Below are 17,411 nucleotides of genomic sequence, written 5' to 3'. Positions count from 1 at the left end.
GGCGCCGGAGACGGTGGTCACCGAGAGGTTGCCGACGCCGTCGCCGAGCTGGCCGGAGAGGCGCTTGGCTCCCCAGCTGCCGCCGACCTTGAGCTCCAGCTTCTTCAGCACGCCGACGGTCACCCCGCCCGCGGTCTCGGCGAAGACGCCCTCGGTGCGGGCCAGCAGCTTGATCGCGGCCACCACCTCGGCGTCCGTCACGTCCTCGACCGCGCCGCCGGTGCGGCGGGCGATGTCCAGCACGTACGGGCCGTCGGCCGGGTTGCCGATCGCCAGCGACTTGGCGATGGTGTCCGGCTTGACCGGCCGGATCACGTCGTGACCGGCCTTGAACGCCGCCGACACCGGCGAGCAGCCCGCGGCCTGGGCGCCGAAGATCTTGTACGGCCGGTCCTCGACCAGGCCCAGCCTGATCAGCTCCTGCAGCCCCTTGTCGATCTTCGTCAGCTGCGAGCCCGAGGCGATCGGGATCACGATCTGCTCCGGCAGGCGCCAGCCCAGCTGCTCGCAGATCTCGTACGCCAGCGTCTTGGAACCCTCGCCGTAGTACGGGCGGAGGTTGACGTTGACGAAGCCCCAGCCCTCGCCGGCCGGGTCGCCGATCAGCTCCGAGCAGAAGCGGTTCACGTCGTCGTAGTTGCCCTCGATGCCGACCAGCTCGCCGCCGTAGACGCCGGCCATCACGACCTTGCCCTGCTCCAGGTCGTGCGGGATGAACACGCAGGACTTGAAACCGGCCCGGGCCGCCGCCGCGCCCACCGCGCCGGCCAGGTTGCCGGTCGAGGAGCAGGACAGCGTGGTGAAGCCGAACGCCCGCGCCGCCTCGATCGCGCAGGCCACCACGCGGTCCTTGAACGAGTGGGTCGGGTTGCCCGAGTCGTCCTTGACGTGCAGCTGGGCGGTGAACCCGAGCTCGCGGCCCAGGTTGTCCGCCTTCACCAGCGGGGTCCAGCCGGGGTTCAGGTTGGGCTTCGAGGCGACGTCGGCCGGGACGGGCAGCAGCGGCGCGTACCGCCAGATCGATGCCGGACCGGACTCGATCCGCTTGCGCAGCTCCTCCGCGGCCTCGCCGCCGAAGTCGTACGCGATCTCCAGCGGCCCGAAGCACTCCAGGCAGGCGAAGCTCGGACCGAGCGGGAAACGGGTACCGCACTCGCGACAGGACAGGGCGGCGGCGGGGCCGAGGTCAACGGTTGCGGGTGCGACGGTGTCGATAGCCATGATGGCGAGGCCTCTCTCCTCATCTTCCCCATGGCGCGGTCGCGCCACAGGCCGGAATTGGCACCTGTCCCGCCGGGGCCTGACGACAGCCGCGCGAGAAGGTTGCCGGGACGTCAACGGGCCGTTCCCTCAGTCCCTCTGGATGAGCTCTGTGAAGTTGTGGTCATGCTCAACGGTGACCCCGGCGTGCGAAGGTCCGACCGCTGTACGAAGACTGTATCCGAAGGCGTCGATCGTGAACGGGACCGTCCGCCACGCGAGATGGCGCGTCCCACCCGTTCCCGGCCCGCCTCCGCACCACCCCGGACCCGCCCCGGTCCCGACCCCGTCCAGCCCCGATCCCGACCCCGTTCAGACCCCGTCCCGACCCGATCCCGACCCCCCGATCCCGATCCCGCCGAGGAGAGAACCGTGCCCGCCGACCCGACACCCGAGCTCCTCCCGCAGGCGGCGTCCTGGCTCCGCCGCCGCTCGTGGAGCGCGGCCGACCGGCCGGTGCGCACCCTGCTGGACGCCAAGCGGGCCGCCGGCCGCGCGGGCACCGTCAGCGTCGTCCTGCCCGCCCTGGACGAGGAGGCCACCGTCGGCGACATCGTCCGCACCATCCGCCGCGAGCTGATGGACCGGCTGCCGCTGGTCGACGAACTGGTCGTGGTCGACTCCGGCTCCGCCGACGACACCGCCGCCGCGGCCGCCGCGGCCGGCGCCCGGGTGGTCCACCGCGACGACATCCTGCCCCGGCTGCCCGCCGCCCCCGGCAAGGGCGAGGTGCTCTGGCGCTCGCTGCTGGTCACCAGCGGCGAGATCGTCTGTTTCGTCGACGCCGACCTGCGCGAGTTCGACCCCGCCTTCGTCTCCGGCATCGTCGGCCCGCTGCTCACCGAACCGGACATCCAGCTGGTCAAGGCGATGTACGACCGGCCGCTCGAAACGGACGGGGCGGTCGTGCCCGCCGGCGGCGGCCGGGTCACCGAACTGGTCGCCCGCCCGCTGCTCAACCTGCACTGGCCGGAACTCGCCGGTTTCGTCCAGCCGCTCGGCGGCGAGTACGCGGCCCGCCGCTCCCTGCTCGAACGCCTCCCCTTCCCCACCGGCTACGGCGTCGAGCTGGGCCTGCTGGTCGACGCCCTGGAGACGGCCGGACTGGACGCCCTCGCCCAGGTGGACGTCGGCGTCCGCCACCACCGGCACCAGGACGGCCAGGCGCTCGGCCGGATGGCCGCCACCATCTACCGCACCGCCCTCGAACGGCTCGACCGCACCCACCGGCTCAAGGCCTCCGCCGACCTGGTGCACCCGCTGCTCACCCAGTTCACCCGCGACCCGGAAACGCGCGCCTTCACCGCCCACACCCACCCGGTCACCGCCCTGGAACGCCCCCCGATGCACACCGTCCCCGAGTACGCGACCCGGCACCTCCCCCGCTGAGGGGTTTGCGGCCGCGGACCCACGGCAACATCCCCACCATGGGCGATCTCACGACCGAGCGTTCGAATCAGACCGGCACCGCCCCCGTGCTGGTGGCCTCCAACCGGGGTCCGGTGTCGTTCAGCGCGGCGGACGACGGCACGCTGACCCTCCGCCGCGGCGGCGGCGGCCTGGTCTCCGGGCTCTCCGCCATCGACGACCCGGACGCCGTCTGGGTCTGCGCGGCCCTCGGCGACGCCGACCGCCGGGCCGCCCGGGAGGCACCCGACGGGCGGCTCGACCGGGCCGGCCACGACGTCGGCGGCCAAGCCGTCCGGATGCTGGACATAGATCCCGAGACCTTCGCCCGCGCCTACAACGGCGTGGCCAACTCGACCCTCTGGTTCGTCCACCACCTGCTCTACGCCACCCCCACCGCACCCGCCTTCGACGCCGGTTTCCGCGCCGAGTGGCAGGCCTACACCGCCTACAACGCCGCCTTCGCCGAGGCGCTCGCCGCCGAGGCCGCCCCCGGCGCCGCCGTCCTGGTCCAGGACTACCACCTCTCGCTGACCCCGGCCCTGCTCCGCGCGGCCCGGCCCGATCTGCGGACCGGCCACTTCTCGCACACCCCCTGGGCGCCGCCCGAGTACTTCCGGCTGCTGCCCGACGACGTCGCCGAGGCCGTCCTCACCGGCGTCCTGGGCGCCGACCGGGCCGGCTTCCTCACCCGCCGCTGGGCCCTGGCCTTCGCCGACTGCTGCGAGCAGCTCCTCGGCGCCACCGTCGACCGCACCGCGCTCACCGTCACGCACGCCGGCCGCACCACCCGCCTCGGCGTCCACGCGCTCGGCGCCGACGCCGACTTCCTGCGCGAGCGCGCCCACCGCCCGGACGTCGAGGAACGCCTCGCCGCCCTCCGCGCGGCCGTCGGGGACCGGCGCACCGTCGTCCGGGTCGACCGCACCGAGCTGAGCAAGAACATCGTCCGCGGCTTCCAGGCCTACCGGCACCTGCTGCGGACCCGGCCCGAGTGGCGGGACCGGGTGGTGCACATCGCCTTCGCCTACCCGTCCCGGACCGACCTGGCCGAGTACCGCGACTACACCGCCCAGGTCCGGCGGCTCGCCGAGGAGATCAACGCCGAGTTCGCCACCCCCTCCTGGCAGCCGCTGATCCTGCACGTCAACGACGACTTCCCGCGCTCGCTGGCCGCCTACCGGCTGGCCGACGTCGCCCTGGTCAACCCGATCCGCGACGGCATGAACCTGGTCGCCAAGGAGGTGCCCGTGGTCTCCGACCGCGGCTGCGCCCTCGTCCTCTCCCGCGAGGCCGGCGCCCACGCCGAACTCGCCGACGATGCGCTGACGGTCAACCCGTACGACGTGATCGCCACCGCCGAGGCCCTGCACACGGCGCTCGGCATGCCGGCCGACGAGCGCGCCGACCGCACCAAGCGGCTCGCCGCCGCGGCGACGGCGCTGCCGCCCCAGCAGTGGTTCCTCGACCAGCTCAACGCCCTCGACGACGTCGGCTGAGCCGACGCCCCCGGCCGAGCCTGCGCAGGCTCAGACAGGCCGTAGCTCCGCCGCCAGCCGCTCCAGCAGTGCCACCACGCCGGCCGGGCCCTCGACCACCACGTCGGCCCGGTCGGCGAGCTCCTTCACCGGCGCGTCGCCCACCGCACCGCTGCACACCAGCAGCCCGGCCAGGCCCTCCGCGCGCAGCTCCTCCACCGCCGCGAAGGCCGCGACGTCCCCCAGGTCGTCACCCGCGTACAGCACCGTCCGGGCGTCCCGCTCCGCCAGGAACCCGCGCAGCGCCGCCCCCTTGTCCACCCCCGGCGGCCGCAGCTCCAGCACCAGCCGGCCCGGCTCCACCACCAGCCCGTGCTCCGCGGCCAGCGCCTCCACCGGCGCACGCAGCAGCTCCAGGGCCTGCTCCGGTGCCTCCGTCCGCCGGGTGTGCACCGCCAGCGACCGCCCCTTGTCCTCCACCCACGTCCCGGCCGGCGCCCCGGCCCCGGCCAATACCCCGTCCAGGCCGGCCCGCGCACCGGCCACCCCCGGGTGCACCGCCGGCGCCGTCAGCGCACCGGCCTCCCAGCGTTCGGCGCCGTAGTGGCCCAGCACCACCAGGCCGTCGATCCCCGCGAACCCGCCGTACTCGGCGGCCAGCCCGGCCGGCCGGCCCGTCACCACCACGACCGATCGCACCCGGGGGGCCAGCGCCCGCAGCGCCCCCGCCACCCCGGGGTGCGCCCGCGCCCGGCTCGGGTCCGCCACGATCGGCGCCAGCGTCCCGTCGAAGTCCAGCGCCACCACCGCCTCGCGCGGCGAGGCGAGAAGCGCCTCCAGCCCCTTGCGCCCGGCTTCCGTCCTCAGCTGCACCGTGTCCTCAAGGCCCATGCCGGGACCCATACCCAGCCGCCGCCCGCCGACGCACCCACCCATGCCCCCCGGTGGCGCTCCCGCCCGGCCGAGGCGTCAGCGGGCGGCGCGCCGGGCGGCCCGGACCCGGCGCAGCCGGTTCACCAGCACCGGCGCGTGCGCGAGCGCCTCGGGCCGGTCCAGCAGGGCGTTCAGCAGCTGGTAGTACCGCGTGCTGGAGAGCCCCAGCTCCTCCCGGACGGCCCGCTCCTTGGCCCCGGCCGTCCGCCACTGCCGTCCTTCGAGTTCCAGCACCGCCACGTCCCGTTCGCTCAGCCCGCCCATGCCCGGCCCGCCTCCGCCCGCCACCGCACGGCGCCACCCACGACGGCGCCACCACTACGGAGTGTCATTCTCCCCCGCACACCCGACACACTGTGCGCCCCGCGCCACCCCGCCCGGCTGGCTAGCGTCGGGGCATGACCGAAAGCTTCGTCCTGCACATCCCCACCGCCGAGCTCGAACCGGACCCGCTCGACCCGGCCCAGATCGTCTCCGGCACCCCCGAGGTCTCCGGCCGGGTGCTCTCCGAGTCCGCCGACGGCCGCCAGCTGCGCGGCATCTGGCAGATCACCCCGGGCGTGGTCACCGACGTCGAGGCCGACGAGCTGTTCGTGGTGCTGAGCGGCCGGGCCACCATCGAGATCGACGGCGGCCCGACCCTGCACGTCGGCCCGGGCGACTGCGCGGTGCTGCGCGCCGGGGACCGCACCACCTGGACGGTCCACGAGACCCTGCGCAAGGCCTACGCGATCACCCTCTGACCCCCCGGCGGCCCGGATTCACTTGCGGAGCCGGGCCGCCTCCTTCACCGCCTTCTGCTGCAGGTCCTCCAGCACCTGCTTGGCGTCCCCCGTCGCGGCCCCGCCGATCCCGGCCTTGATCTGATTGCTGACCTCGACCCAGGCCGGGTCGCCGAACGGGTAGAAGCTGGCGTTGCCCAGCCCGGCCGCGAACTGCTTCAGGTCCTCGTGCTTCCCGTCCCTGGTCATCTCCGTGAAGGCGTCCTGGGTGACCGGCAGCAGGTTGTACGTCTCGTCGAACTTGAGCTGGTTGTCCTTCGCGTACACGAAGGTCAGGAACTTGCGGATCTCGTTCCGGTGCCCGTTGGCCTTGAACGCCATCATCCAGTCGGCCACCCCGAGGCTGCCGGTCCTGGCCAGGCCGTCCTTCCTGGGGATCGGCGCCGTCCCGAAGTCGACCTTCGCCTTGGCGGCCATCCGCAGCAGCGTCGGGTGGCCGTTCAGCATCGCGACCTTGCCGGCCACGAAGTCGGTGAACACCGGCGTCCGGTTCATCCTGCCCGGCTCGGGGTACGTCAGCTTGGTCTCGACCAGGTTGGTCCGCAGCCAGTTGAAGGTCGCCTGGTTCTGGGTGCTGTCGATGGTGTAGTTGCCGACGTCGTCGGAGAGGCTGCCGCCGCCGCTGAGCGTCCAGAGCATGGACTCGGCGGGCGCCTCCTCGGGCCCGAGCGGCAGCCCGTACGGCACGACACCGGGGACCTTGGCCTTGATCTTCTCGGCGGCCTGCCTGAGCTCGTTCCAGGTGGCCGGCGGCTTGTCGATCCCGGCCTTCTGGAAGACCGCCTTGTTGTAGAAGAGCACCCGCGAGGAGGAGACGAACGGGATGCCGTACTGGGTGCCGAGCACCTGCCCGGCGTGTGCGAAGGACTCCATCATGTTGGCCTGGGTGTCCAGCGAGAGGACGTCCGCCGCCGCGTAGAGCCGGTCCGCGGCCACCTGGTCGGCGAAGCCGCCGGTCTGCACCAGGTCGGGCGACTTGCCGTCGGCCACCAGGTCGCCCACCCGCTTGGTGATGTCGGTCCAGCCGACCACCTCGACGTCGACCTTGACGCCCGGGTTGGCGGTCTCGAAGCGGCGCGCGACGTCGTCCCAGTACTGCCGGGAGCTGGTCGCCGCGTCCTCGCCGTAGTCGGCCGCCACCAGCTTGAGCGTGACCGTCTTGTCGTCCTGGCCGCTGCAGCCGGTGAGCAGCAGCGCGCCGGCCAGCGCGGTGCCGAGGGTCCGGGTGCCGAGCAGCCGGGAGGGGGCCTGGGCGCGCCTGTTCAACGCGGGTACCGCCTTCGGGTGGTGGAGGGGAGAAATGGGGACCGGACGGGTGGAATCCGGCAGCCGGGACCGCCACACTGCCAAACGCCCGGCACAGTGGTCCAGACCTCCGGGCCGGACCCGGCGGGTAGTTACCGAAGTGCGGGAGGTCGTTGCACGATGCGCAATGAATCGGGGCGACCCAGGCCCGGGGCCCGGCCGGGCCGCCCCGGGACCCCGGTGCGACGGGGCCCGGCGGTACGCGCAAAGTGCCGCACACCGCATGCTTCTGCGACAAAGCTCACTCACTATGGACCAGACCAATCCGATAACTGGACTAGACCTCTCCGACCGGCCAAGGGAAACTGTCCCCCGTGAAGCACGTCATCGCACTCGATGTGGGCGGCACCGGCATGAAGGCCGCGCTGCTCGCCCAGGACGGCTCCGTGCTGTTCGAAGCACGCCGACCGACCGGGCGGGAGCACGGCACGGACGCCGTCGTCGCCGCCATCCTCGACTTCGCCGCCGACCTGGCGGACGAGGGCCGCAGCCGCTTCGGCGCCGCCCCGCTGGCGGCGGGCGTCGCCGTCCCGGGGACGATCGACGAGACGAACGGCATCGCGGTCTTCTCCGCCAACCTCGGCTGGCGGGACCTACCGCTGCGCGAGCTGCTGGGCCGGCGCCTGGCCGGCCCGGACGGGGCCGCCATGCCGGTCGCCCTCGGCCACGACGTGCGGTCGGGCGGCCTGGCCGAGGGCCGGCTCGGCGCCGGCCGGGGTGTCGACCGCTTCCTGTTCATCGCGCTGGGCACCGGCATCGCCGGCGCCATCGGCATCGGCGGCCGGATCGAGGCCGGCGCCCACGGCTACGGCGGCGAGATCGGCCACGTCGTGGTCCGGCCGGGCGGCCCGCAGTGCGGCTGCGGCGCCCGCGGCTGCCTGGAGACCCTCGCCTCCGCCTCCGCCGTCTCCCGCGCCTGGGCCGCGGCCGGCGGGGGCCCCGACGCCGACGCGGCATCCTGCGCCGCCGCGGTGGACGCCGGGGACGAGCGCGCGGTCGCGGTCTGGCAGCACGCGGTGGACGCCCTCGCCGACGGGATCGTGCTGGCCCAGAGCCTGCTCGACCCCTCCACGGTGATCGTCGGCGGCGGCCTGGCCGAGGCCGGCGACACCCTCTTCACTCCTCTGCGCGCGGCCGTGCGCGAGCGGCTGACCTTCCAGATGCCCCCCGAGGTCGTACCGGCCATGCTCAAAGACACCGCCGCATCCCTGGGCGCGGGCCTGCTCGCCTGGGACCTGCTCTCCTTGGAGGTGACCGCGTGACTGCCGCGGACCGCTTTGCCCTGTCCGGCGCCAGCCTGGTCCTGCCCGGTGGTGTCGTCGACGGGGACCGCCTCACGATCGACGGCTCCCGGATCGCCGGTCTGGGCGGTGCCACCGAGCCCGGTGACCTCGACCTGGCCGGGTACACGGTGGTGCCCGGGTTCGTGGACCTGCACGTGCACGGCGGCGGTGGTGCCTCGTACGCGTCCGGGGTGGCCGAGGAGGCGCTGCGGGCCGCCCGCACGCACCTGGAGCACGGCACCACGACGACGGTGGCCTCCACGGTGACCGGGGAGATCGACGAGGTGGCCCGGCAGGCGCACGTGCTGTCCGAGCTGGCCGAGGACGGCGTGCTGGCGGGCATCCACTTCGAAGGCCCGTTCATCTCGCCGGGCCGGTGCGGCGCGCACCGCCCGGACCTGCTGCGCGATCCGGACCCGGCGCTGGTGCGCAAACTGGTCGACGCGGCGCGCGGGCACGCCAGGATGGTCACGCTGGCCCCGGAGCTGCCCGGCGGCCTGGAGTCGGTGCGGATGCTGGCCGACCTCGGGGTGATCGCGGCGGTGGGCCACACCGACTCCGACTACGCCCGGACGCTGGAGGCGATCGAGGCGGGTGCCACGGTGGCCACCCACCTGTTCAACGCGATGCCGGGCATCGCGCACCGGGCGCCCGGCCCGATCGTGGCGCTGCTGGAGGACGAGCGGGTCACCGTCGAGCTGATCAACGACGGCGTGCACCTGCACCCGTCGGTGCTGGACCTCGCCTACGGCACCGCCGGGGCCTCCCGGGTCGCGCTGATCACCGACGCGATGGGCGCGGCCGGCATGGGCGACGGCCTCTACCCGCTCGGCCCGCTCCAGGTCGAGGTCAGGAACGGCGTCGCCCGGCTGGTCGAGGGCGGCGCGATCGCCGGCTCCACGCTCACCCTGGACGTGGCGTTCAAGCGCGCCCTCACCGTCAACGGCCTGACGCTGAACCAGGCCGCCGAGTCGCTCTCGGCCGCCCCGGCCCGTCTGCTCGGCCTGGACGGCTCGGTCGGCTCGCTGGAGGCCGGCAAGTACGCCGACCTGGTCGTGGTCGACTCCGGGACGTACGACCTGGTGGCCGTCATGCGCCGCGGCGAGTGGATCACCGGCGGCGGCCGCTTCGGCACGGTCAAGCCCGCCTGACGGGCGCCTCGCGAAACGCCGGCGGCCGCCCGTCCCCGAGGGGAGCGGGCGGCCGCCGGGCGTCCGGGCGCAGGCGGGCTCAGCCGCCGTACGGCTCGACCGTGATCTGGTCGATCAGCACCGGCCCACCGCCCGGGTTGGCGATGGCGACGGTGTTCGAACCGGCCTGCAGCTGCGGGAGTATGAACGTGGTGTACCAGGAGGACGCCGGGTCCTTGCCGGGCGAGTAGTTCTTGAACGACAGCCCGCTCGGCCAGTCCTTGCCGTTGACCGCCGCGGTGGCCTTCACGTCGCCCGCCGCGTTGTTGAAGTGCACGGTCAGCTTGTACGTCCCGGCCGCGGCCACCTCGCCGGTCCAGCTCACCGTGGCGCCCTGCTGCAGCGTCAGGTAGCTGCCGTCCGCGGACTTGGCGCCCTTCACCGCGTTGGCGGACGGTGCGTTCTGCGCCTGGAGCTGCCCGGCGTCGACGGTGACCGGCCCGGACACGGCAGCGGAGGCCGACGGCGAACCGGCGCCGGACGGGGTGCCCGCACCGGTGCTCGGGGCCGGCGGCGCGGCGGTCTGGCTGCTGGTCTTCCCGGCCTTCGCCTTCTTGTCGTCGTCCGGGCCACCGGTGGAGAGCGCGATCCCGGCGCCGATCGCGATGGCCGCGACGACCGCCACCGCACCGATCACCGCGCCCTTGCTCCGCCCGCCGCCCGGCCGCTCCTCGCCCGGCTGCGGCCGGGAGTGCTCGGCGTACCGGGCCTGCTGGGTGGCCGCGGCGCCGTACTCGGGCTGCTGCCCGTACGGCTGGCCGGGGCCGCCCTGCGGGTAGCCGGACTGCTGCGGCGGGTAGGGCTGCTGGCGCTGCTGCCCGTACTGGGCGCGGCCGACCTCCATCGGGCGGCTGTACGGCGTCCGAGGCACGCCCTGCTGCGGCTCGGCCGCCTGCGCGGTGCTGCCGTCGGCCGGACGGTAGAGGTAACCGAAGGGGTCGTCGTCCTGCGGGGCACCGCCTTCCGGGCCCTCGGGCACTCCATTGCTGCCGGCGGTCGTCACGGTGGTCAACTCCCCCATCGCGTTTCGCGTCGCCGGGCTGCCGTGCCGCCGGCGCTAGTGGTCGCTCGTACCCCGGAACCCTACCTGCCGTTCCCGGCCGTCCGGAAAGACCCCTTGACAACCCGCCGGTAGCTTTGGTCCGGAATGCGGACGTCAGCCGGCCCGACGGTGCGACCGCTCGCCCCGCGCGCCCCGCACCGAACCGCCGCGCGCCCGCTTCTCGTCGTACATCCGCTCGTCCGCGGTGTGCAGCACCTCCTCGATGCTCATGCCGCAGCCGGCCCAGCCGACGCCGAGGCTGACGCCGACCCGCATCGCCCGGCCGTCGATCCGCATCGGCGGGATGATCGCGTTGCGCAGCCGGTGGGCGAGGTCCTTGGCCTCCTCGCGGCCGATGCCGTCGGCCAGCACCACGAACTCGTCGCCGCCGAGCCGGGCCACCGTGTCGCCGTCGCGCACGGCCTGGCTGAGCCGGCGGGCCACCTCGACCAGGACGGCGTCGCCCGCGTTGTGGCCGAACCGGTCGTTGATCGACTTGAAGCCGTCGAGGTCGCAGAAGAGCACGGCGAGCCCCTTCTCGGCGACGGCCGCGCCGCCCGAGCGGAACGGGCCCGACCAGACGTCGCCGCCGGCGCCGTGGTCGGCCGGGACCACCGCGTGCACGTGCTCGCCGTAGCCGAGCGGCCCGCCGGGCACCGTGGCCGGCAGCGCGTAGCCCTCGGCGGTGCCGTAGTGGTGCACCGGCCCGGAGAGCGGGTCCGTCCCGTCCAGGCCGTCGTACGCGGAGTGCGCGCCGTAGGAGTCGGCCGGGAAGCCGTAGGACTGCTGGTAGGGCCCCTCGCCGAGGCCGGCAGCCGCTCCGGCGACGGCGCCGACGGTCTGCGGTTCGTTGCAGAGCCGCCGGCCCAGCCGGGCCTTGAGCTCGGCGCTGTTCGGCAGGCCGGTGAGGGCGTCGTGGCTGGCCCGGTGCGCGAGCTGGAGTTCGTGCCGCTTGCGGTCCTCGATGTCCTCGACGTGGGTGAGCAGGAAGCTCGGGCCCTCGGCCGCGTCGGCGACGATCGAGTTGCGCAGGCACACCCACTGGTAGCCGCCGTCGCGCCGGGAGAGCCGCAGCTCGGCCCGGCCGCTCTCGGCGCTGGTCCGCTCCAGCAGGGCGCGGTCGTCGGGGTGCACGAGGTCGGCGAAGCTCTGCTGGCGCAGCACCGCGCGGGGGCGGCCGAGCAGGCGGCAGAGCGCGTCGTTGACCCTGGTCAGCTGGCCGCGCCCGGCGCCGTGCAGCTCGGTGATGGCCATCCCGCTGGGCGCGTACTCGAACGCCTGGCGGAAGCTCTCCTCGCTGGCCCGCAGGGCCTGCTGCTCCTTCTCCAGGCGGGCCAGCGCGCGTTGCATCTCGGCCCGCAGCCGGGCGTTGCCGATCGCGATGGAGGCCTGCAGGGAGAACATCTCCAGCGCCTCCCTGGTCCAGGCGCCGGGGCGCTTCCCGCTGCGCGGCCGGTCCACCGAGAGGACGCCGAGCAGGTCGCCGCCGGCGCTGTACATCGGGGCGAGCAGGCCGTCGGCCGGGTGCCAGTCGTTGGCGTAGACGGGCATCGGGCCGTCGCCGATCCAGCGCGGGATGTCGCTGGCCACGGCCCAGCCGCGGTCGTAGGGCAGGAAGCGGAGGGTGCCCCAGTGGTCGCTGACGCCGAGCAGCCGGTCCCAGGACTCGCGCGAGCCGACCTGGCCGAGCAGCACGGAGGGGCCGCCCATGGCGCTCTCCTCCAGCTCCCAGACGGCCGCCACCACGAGGTCCCCGTCCGGCCGGACCAGGCTGACCGCGGCGGCGTCGAAGCCGAGCCCGTGCACCGCGCCCTCGACCACGGCCTGCAGCGTGCCCGCCAGGCTGCGGGCAGCGTTGAGGTCCGCCACGACCCGGTGCAAGGTGCGGAGGGTCGCGAGACGGACGTACGGCTCCGACTCGGCTTCCATGCGGGGGCTCCCCGGCTGCTTCGGATAGTTCTTGAATGGTTATCGTCCGATTGCCAGAAGAACTGAATCACAGGGAGCACAGCGTTCGGCACGCTCGGTCAGCAATAGGCCACCACTTGTGACTTAAATCACACGGCACCAATGCCCCCTTAATCAGTCCATCCGCCCATAACGGACTCGGAGCTTTATCGGGACATTTCTGGTGGTCGGCCGCATTGGCCGCGCACTGGAGTCACCAGGAGGCCGCCAGGCCCCCTGCCTTCACTCCCGGGGGTGAGCACGGCCGTCCGCCGTCACCCCTGCGGCGCTGGTCCTACGACCACGGGCCGATGCCGTCGCGCGCCCGCGCCGACTACCGTGCGGTACGTGTACTCGTCCCCGCAGCCCGAAGCTGCCTCCCAAGCAACGCCCGACGAGTTCCGGGCGGCGCTCTCCCAGCTCGCGTCCGGAGTGAGCCTGGTGACCGTCCACGACCCGGAGGACGGCGAGGACGTCGGCATGACCGCCACGTCCTTCCTCTCCGTCTCGCTGGAGCCGCCGCTGGTGCTGATCTCCGTCCGCGAGGACTCCCGGATGGACGAGGTGCTCTCCCGCGCGGAGACCTGGGCGGTCTCGCTGCTCTCCGAGGAGCAGAAGACGCTCGGTTCGCGGTTCGCCATGAAGGGCCGGCTCAGCGACCGCCTGCTGTTCGCCGAAGCGCCGCACCGCCGCGGCCCGTACAGCGGCGCGCCGCTGATCGAGGGCGCGCTCGCCACCGTCGAGTGCCGCACCGAGCAGCGGATACCCGCCGGCGACCACACCCTGCTGCTCGGCCGCGTCCTGGAGGCCGTGGTGCCCGACCCGGGCGGCCGCCCGCTGCTCTACTTCCGCGGCGGCTACCGGCAGCTGGGCTGAGGCCCGCGCCCGGACAGCCGGGTCACTCGCCGCCCCGCGGGGCGCGCCGGCCCTGCTTCAGCTCGGCACGGTGCTTCTTGTTGGAGAGCCGCCGCTCGACCATCCCCCGGCTCGGCTTCGTCGCCCGGCGGGCCTTCGGCGGCGGCGCGGTGGCCTCGCCCAGCAGCGACGCCAGCCGGGCCGCGGCGACCTCGCGGTTGCGCCACTGCGAGCGGTGCTCGGAGGCGCGCACCACCAGCACCCGCCCGTCCACCAGCCGGCCGGCCAGCCGCTCCAGGGCGCGCTGCTTCCACACCTCGGGCAGCGCGGCCGAGGCGGCCAGGTCGTAGCGCAGCTCGACCTGGGTGTCGGAGGTGTTGACGTGCTGGCCACCGGGGCCGGAGGAACGCGAGAAGCGCCAGACGAGCTCGGCGTCGGGGACGACCACCGACCCCCGTACGCGGATGGGCTCGGGCATGGGCCCATCATCCCGCGCCGGACCTGTGCCGGTCACCCGCTTTTACCTGGACAATGGCCGGGTGATCGAGCTCGGCTACTCCCTCTCCAACCGCTTCCCCGACCCTCCGCAGACCGACTACCGCACCGCCTCGGTGCACGCGCTGCGGTACGACCTGTTCTGCGGCGACGTCTACCTGGACAGCGACGGCACGGAACTGTCCACAGCCTGGGGATGGGTGCCGGTGCTCGACTTCGCCTGGGCGCTCTGCGACATCGCCGAACAGCTGGACCGCGACCCCGACGGCAGCCGCGCCGCCCGGGTGCAGACCGCCGACCTCGACTTCACCCAGAACACCGAGCTGCTGCGCTTCGCCCGCCGCTTCAACTGGGTCGAGGTCAGCGCCACCTGGCTGCCGGACGAGGAGCCCGCCGTGGTCCGCCACAGCGACCTGCGGCGCGAGGCCCGCGACTTCCTCCAGGACACCCTGGCCGACCTCTTCGACATGCACCCCGATCTGGCCGACAATCCGAACATCTGGTCACTCCAGGGCCGGTTCCGGAGAATCTGACCGGGCTTTGATCCGGCCATTGCCCAAACCTGATTCGCCCAAAAGAATTTGCCGCGGGGCGTGGAACCAAGCCCACGCCCGCCCGCGTTATCCCGGGCACAAGCAACGAAGGGACTGCACACACCATGCCAGTGAGCCTCTCCAAGGGTGGCAACGTCTCGCTGACCAAGGAGGCCCCCGGCCTGTCCGCGGTCACCGTCGGTCTCGGCTGGGACGTCCGCACCACGACCGGTGCCGAGTTCGACCTCGACGCCAGCGCGATCGTGCTGAACGCGGACGGCAAGGTGCTGTCCAACAGCCACTTCGTCTTCTTCAACAACACCAGCACCCCGGACAGCACCGTCGTCCACACCGGTGACAACCGCACCGGCGAGGGCGCCGGCGACGACGAGGCGATCAACGTCAACCTGGCCGGCCTGCCGGCCGAGGCCGTCAAGATCACCTTCCCGGTCTCGATCTACGACGCCGTGGCCCGTTCGCAGAACTTCGGCCAGGTCCGCAACGCCTACATCCGCGTCGTGAACGCGGCCGGCGGTGCCGAGATCGCCCGCTACGACCTCTCCGAGGACGCCGCCACCGAGACCGCCATGATCTTCGGCGAGCTCTACCGCAACGGCGCCGAGTGGAAGTTCCGCGCCGTCGGCCAGGGCTACGCCTCCGGCCTCGCGGGCATCGCCCAGGACTTCGGCGTCCAGATCTGACGCCACCCCCGCGAAGCGCCCGGCCCCCCTCCGTCTCAGGGGCCGGGCGCTTCGCCGTTCCCGGGCGGCCCGGGAGACGCCCCGCCCCCGGACGCACCGACCCCGGACGCACCGCCCGTGAAGCACCCGGCCCGCTGGACCACCCGACCCCGGAAACACCTCGGCGCAGGAGACCGGGTCGGTCTCCTGCGCCGGGAACAGCCGGGCTCCGGGCCTCAGCGCGAGGCGCGCAGCTCCGGGAGCTGCAGCAGTTCGGTCTCGTCGTCCGGGGTCAGGTCGACCACCTTCGGCTGCGCCTGCTCCGCCCCGGCCGGCTCCGCCCCGGCGCCGGCCGGACGGTCCGCCTCCTGGGCCAGGGCGGCCTTGGCCTCGGCCTGGGCCGCCACCGCCTCGTCGCCCACCACGTCCGCCAGGTCCGCGCGCTCGCCCAGCTCCGCGACGCTGCCCACGGCCGGGGCCGGGGCCGCCGGCCGGGCCGGCGCACCGGCGCCGCGGCCGAAGAAGCTGAAGCCCGGCCCGCGCGCCGCCCCGGACTGCGCCGGCCGCGGTCGCTGCCGCTCCGCCGGCACCACCGGTGCGACCTGGGCACCGCCGAGCTGACCGACCGTCGCGGTCAGCGCCGGCCGCACCGGGGCCGCGGGGGCCGGGACGGCCGGAGCCGCCGCCGCAGGCCTGGACACCGCCGGCGCGGGCACCGCAGGAGCCACCGGAGCCGGCACGGCAGGGGCCACCGGCGCGGGCACCGCGGGGACCACCGGAGCCGGCACCGCGGGAACCGCCGCTGCGGGCGCGGAGACGGCCGCAGGCGCCGTACGGGCGCGCAGCGCGAGCTCCGCGCCGGCCGCACGCTCCCGTTGCTCCTGCTGCGCGGCCGCGCGCCGCTCCAGCTGCCGCAGCACGGACGCGGCACGGACGTACGCGGCCGGGCTGGCCGGGTACTTGGGGCGGCTCGCGGCGAGCGCGCGCTGCGTCGCCTCGGCCTCCTTGAGCGCCTGCTCCGCGACCAGCACGGCCCGCTCGCGCAGCAGCCGGGCGATCTCGGTCTCGGCCTTCGCCAGCCGGGACTTCTCCGCCGTCAGCCGCCGGCCGAACCGGGTGGCCCGTTCCTCGGCGACCTCCGCGGCGTACTCGGCCTCGGCGAGCTGCTCCTCGAAGCGTTCCTCGGCCCGGAGCCGCTGTGCGACGGACACCTCGGCCGCGGCACGGGCGGCCCGGTCGCGCTGGCGCAGCAGCACCGCGATCCCGAGCGCCGCGAGCACCGCGGCCACGCCCACCGAGCGGACCAGGATGGTGTCCTGACTGAAGACCAGCGCAGCCACCGCGGCCACGATGAGCGCACCGGCGGCGGTGGGGGGGAAGACCCGGCCGAGGACGGAGGAATGACGATGGCGTCCGCGAGACATGCCAAGAAACTAGCGTGCGAATTGGGGCTCTGTCAGCCCAGGGTCGGCTTTGGCCCTTGACACTGCGCGAGCCGTACCGCATGCGCCCGGCCCTCCGCCGGGATCACGCGGGTGCGCCCGTTCAGCGGTGGGTGGCCGCCGGACCGTTCGGGCCGTCGTGGTTCTCCGGCAGCTTGCAGACGTGCTGCAGCCAGAGCGCCGCCGCGATCACCGCGGCCCCGGCGAGCACCGCGAGCCCGGCCGTGATGGCCTGGTCCTTGCGGGCGGGCACGTCCAGCTCGCCCAGCAGGTAGATCCCCGCCCCCGCGTAGATGCCGGTGACGACGGCCGAGACCAGGGCGCTCGCCTGCCCCAGCACCACCGCCCGGGCCGCGCCCAGCGGGTCGACCCGCTTGGCGCCGGGCTGCCGCTCGCGCGCCGCCTTCAGCCGGGACCGCAGCGAGATCGCCGTGGCGAGCAGGATCACCGCCACCGCGGCCAGCACCACCGGCGCCGCGCCGGGCACGGCGGGCAGCGTGTCCAGGGAGGCCCACAGCTTGGCGCCGGCCCAGGACAGCGCCGTCATGACGGCGATGATGCCGATCAGCAGGCGGAGGCGAAGCAGCTTCACTCGGTCGTGGTCCTTCCGGGTACCAGAGTCGGGCGGCCGCCCCCGGGGCGGGGTACGACGGCGCCAGGCCACCGTACCGGGCCCGGGCCGGCGGACACCGGTGTGCGGGGAGGAGCGGACACCTACTCGTACGGCCGGGGCCCCCGCCGGAGTTCCCCGGCCGCCCGGCCGCCCGGGCGGGCGCGCC

At 74.2% G+C, this 17,411-nt stretch carries 17 protein-coding genes and 1 riboswitch; of the genes, 8 read left to right on the top strand and 9 right to left on the bottom strand.

What is annotated here, in order from left to right; genetic code table 11:
- Positions 1 to 1,221, bottom strand: a 1,221-nt coding sequence (gene thrC, locus ABZ885_RS22040; RefSeq protein WP_360191117.1) for a threonine synthase, incomplete at its 3' end; no start/stop codon positions are given.
- Between the two features lie 16 nt (positions 1,222 to 1,237).
- Positions 1,238 to 1,370: riboswitch (SAM riboswitch) on the bottom strand.
- A gap of 262 nt (positions 1,371 to 1,632) precedes the next feature.
- Between thrC and ABZ885_RS22035 the strand changes: the two genes are divergently transcribed.
- Together ABZ885_RS22035 and ABZ885_RS22030 are read left to right on the top strand one after the other, a co-directional pair.
- Positions 1,633 to 2,649 carry a glucosyl-3-phosphoglycerate synthase gene (locus tag ABZ885_RS22035; RefSeq protein WP_360191114.1) on the top strand — a complete coding sequence of 339 codons (1,017 nt, stop codon included), beginning with the start codon at positions 1,633 to 1,635 and terminating at the stop codon, positions 2,647 to 2,649.
- A 38-nt stretch (positions 2,650 to 2,687) separates the two neighbouring features.
- A complete protein-coding gene (locus ABZ885_RS22030; protein ID WP_360191111.1) occupies positions 2,688 to 4,166 on the top strand; it encodes a trehalose-6-phosphate synthase in 1,479 nt (492 codons plus the stop codon).
- Between the two features lie 30 nt (positions 4,167 to 4,196).
- Here ABZ885_RS22030 and otsB read toward each other — a convergent pair whose 3' ends face one another.
- Entirely contained in the window at positions 4,197 to 5,036 is an 840-nt protein-coding gene (gene otsB / locus ABZ885_RS22025; protein WP_360191108.1) for a trehalose-phosphatase, read from the bottom strand.
- A 78-nt stretch (positions 5,037 to 5,114) separates the two neighbouring features.
- Positions 5,115 to 5,342, bottom strand: a complete 228-nt coding sequence (locus ABZ885_RS22020; protein WP_360191105.1) for a DUF3263 domain-containing protein — start codon at positions 5,340 to 5,342, stop codon at positions 5,115 to 5,117.
- 134 nt (positions 5,343 to 5,476) lie between these two features.
- Between ABZ885_RS22020 and ABZ885_RS22015 the strand changes: the two genes are divergently transcribed.
- Positions 5,477 to 5,821 carry a cupin domain-containing protein gene (locus ABZ885_RS22015; protein WP_360191103.1) on the top strand — a complete coding sequence of 115 codons (345 nt, stop codon included), beginning with the start codon at positions 5,477 to 5,479 and terminating at the stop codon, positions 5,819 to 5,821.
- An 18-nt stretch (positions 5,822 to 5,839) separates the two neighbouring features.
- Here the strand turns inward: ABZ885_RS22015 and ABZ885_RS22010 are convergent, their stop codons facing one another.
- Positions 5,840 to 7,126: an extracellular solute-binding protein gene (locus ABZ885_RS22010; protein ID WP_360191100.1), complete on the bottom strand. Its 1,287-nt coding sequence runs from the start codon at positions 7,124 to 7,126 to the stop codon at positions 5,840 to 5,842.
- A 353-nt stretch (positions 7,127 to 7,479) separates the two neighbouring features.
- Between ABZ885_RS22010 and ABZ885_RS22005 the strand changes: the two genes are divergently transcribed.
- Both ABZ885_RS22005 and nagA read left to right on the top strand, forming a co-directional pair.
- A complete protein-coding gene (locus tag ABZ885_RS22005) occupies positions 7,480 to 8,427 on the top strand; it encodes an ROK family protein (RefSeq protein WP_360191097.1) in 948 nt (315 codons plus the stop codon).
- The gene (nagA, locus tag ABZ885_RS22000; RefSeq protein ID WP_360191094.1) at positions 8,424 to 9,599 is read left to right on the top strand and encodes an N-acetylglucosamine-6-phosphate deacetylase; all 1,176 of its coding nucleotides are present in this window, start codon (positions 8,424 to 8,426) and stop codon (positions 9,597 to 9,599) included. Before ABZ885_RS22005 ends, nagA begins: the two co-directional genes overlap by 4 nt.
- 79 nt (positions 9,600 to 9,678) lie before the next feature.
- On the opposite strand, the gene ABZ885_RS21995 is transcribed toward nagA, so the two are convergent.
- Together ABZ885_RS21995 and ABZ885_RS21990 are read right to left on the bottom strand one after the other, a co-directional pair.
- Complete coding sequence (locus ABZ885_RS21995) at positions 9,679 to 10,650, bottom strand: carbohydrate-binding protein (RefSeq protein ID WP_360191091.1); 972 nt, start codon at positions 10,648 to 10,650, stop codon at positions 9,679 to 9,681.
- A gap of 144 nt (positions 10,651 to 10,794) precedes the next feature.
- Positions 10,795 to 12,609 carry a diguanylate cyclase gene (locus ABZ885_RS21990; protein ID WP_360191088.1) on the bottom strand — a complete coding sequence of 605 codons (1,815 nt, stop codon included), beginning with the start codon at positions 12,607 to 12,609 and terminating at the stop codon, positions 10,795 to 10,797.
- Positions 12,610 to 12,975: 366 nt separating this feature from the next.
- On the opposite strand from ABZ885_RS21990, the gene ABZ885_RS21985 reads away from it, so the two are divergent.
- Positions 12,976 to 13,503 (top strand): flavin reductase family protein, encoded by a 528-nt coding sequence (locus ABZ885_RS21985; protein WP_360191085.1) that lies wholly within the window; start codon positions 12,976 to 12,978, stop codon positions 13,501 to 13,503.
- 22 nt (positions 13,504 to 13,525) lie between these two features.
- Here ABZ885_RS21985 and arfB read toward each other — a convergent pair whose 3' ends face one another.
- Positions 13,526 to 13,960: an alternative ribosome rescue aminoacyl-tRNA hydrolase ArfB gene (gene arfB / locus ABZ885_RS21980; protein ID WP_360191082.1), complete on the bottom strand. Its 435-nt coding sequence runs from the start codon at positions 13,958 to 13,960 to the stop codon at positions 13,526 to 13,528.
- Positions 13,961 to 14,021: 61 nt separating this feature from the next.
- On the opposite strand from arfB, the gene ABZ885_RS21975 reads away from it, so the two are divergent.
- Together ABZ885_RS21975 and ABZ885_RS21970 are read left to right on the top strand one after the other, a co-directional pair.
- A complete protein-coding gene (locus tag ABZ885_RS21975; protein ID WP_360191079.1) occupies positions 14,022 to 14,510 on the top strand; it encodes a hypothetical protein in 489 nt (162 codons plus the stop codon).
- A gap of 125 nt (positions 14,511 to 14,635) precedes the next feature.
- The gene (locus ABZ885_RS21970; protein ID WP_209417100.1) at positions 14,636 to 15,211 is read left to right on the top strand and encodes a TerD family protein; all 576 of its coding nucleotides are present in this window, start codon (positions 14,636 to 14,638) and stop codon (positions 15,209 to 15,211) included.
- 215 nt (positions 15,212 to 15,426) lie between these two features.
- Here ABZ885_RS21970 and ABZ885_RS21965 read toward each other — a convergent pair whose 3' ends face one another.
- Both ABZ885_RS21965 and ABZ885_RS21960 read right to left on the bottom strand, forming a co-directional pair.
- Positions 15,427 to 16,614, bottom strand: a complete 1,188-nt coding sequence (locus ABZ885_RS21965) for a hypothetical protein (RefSeq protein WP_360191076.1) — start codon at positions 16,612 to 16,614, stop codon at positions 15,427 to 15,429.
- 121 nt (positions 16,615 to 16,735) lie between these two features.
- Positions 16,736 to 17,224, bottom strand: a complete 489-nt coding sequence (locus ABZ885_RS21960; protein WP_360191073.1) for a DUF3180 domain-containing protein — start codon at positions 17,222 to 17,224, stop codon at positions 16,736 to 16,738.
- Between the last annotated feature and the right edge of the window lie 187 nt (positions 17,225 to 17,411).

Source organism: Kitasatospora sp. NPDC047058 (assembly GCF_040643935.1).
Taxonomy (GTDB): Bacteria; Actinomycetota; Actinomycetes; order Streptomycetales; family Streptomycetaceae; genus Kitasatospora.
The sequence above is the reverse complement of the archived record's forward strand: the minus strand, read 5'-3'. Positions and strand labels throughout refer to the sequence as shown.

Bases quoted from the DNA above. Each gene is read 5' to 3' on its own strand.
- ABZ885_RS21970 (WP_209417100.1), top strand. From the start codon at position 14,636: ATGCCAGTGAGCCTCTCCAAGGGTGGCAACGTCTCGCTGACCAAGGAG.
- otsB (WP_360191108.1), bottom strand. From the start codon at position 5,036: ATGGGCCTTGAGGACACGGTGCAGCTGAGGACGGAAGCCGGGCGCAAG.
- ABZ885_RS22020 (WP_360191105.1), bottom strand. From the start codon at position 5,342: ATGGGCGGGCTGAGCGAACGGGACGTGGCGGTGCTGGAACTCGAAGGA.
- ABZ885_RS22030 (WP_360191111.1), top strand. From the start codon at position 2,688: ATGGGCGATCTCACGACCGAGCGTTCGAATCAGACCGGCACCGCCCCC.
- arfB (WP_360191082.1), bottom strand. From the start codon at position 13,960: ATGCCCGAGCCCATCCGCGTACGGGGGTCGGTGGTCGTCCCCGACGCC.
- ABZ885_RS21990 (WP_360191088.1), bottom strand. From the start codon at position 12,609: ATGGAAGCCGAGTCGGAGCCGTACGTCCGTCTCGCGACCCTCCGCACC.
- ABZ885_RS22015 (WP_360191103.1), top strand. From the start codon at position 5,477: ATGACCGAAAGCTTCGTCCTGCACATCCCCACCGCCGAGCTCGAACCG.
- ABZ885_RS21965 (WP_360191076.1), bottom strand. From the start codon at position 16,614: ATGTCTCGCGGACGCCATCGTCATTCCTCCGTCCTCGGCCGGGTCTTC.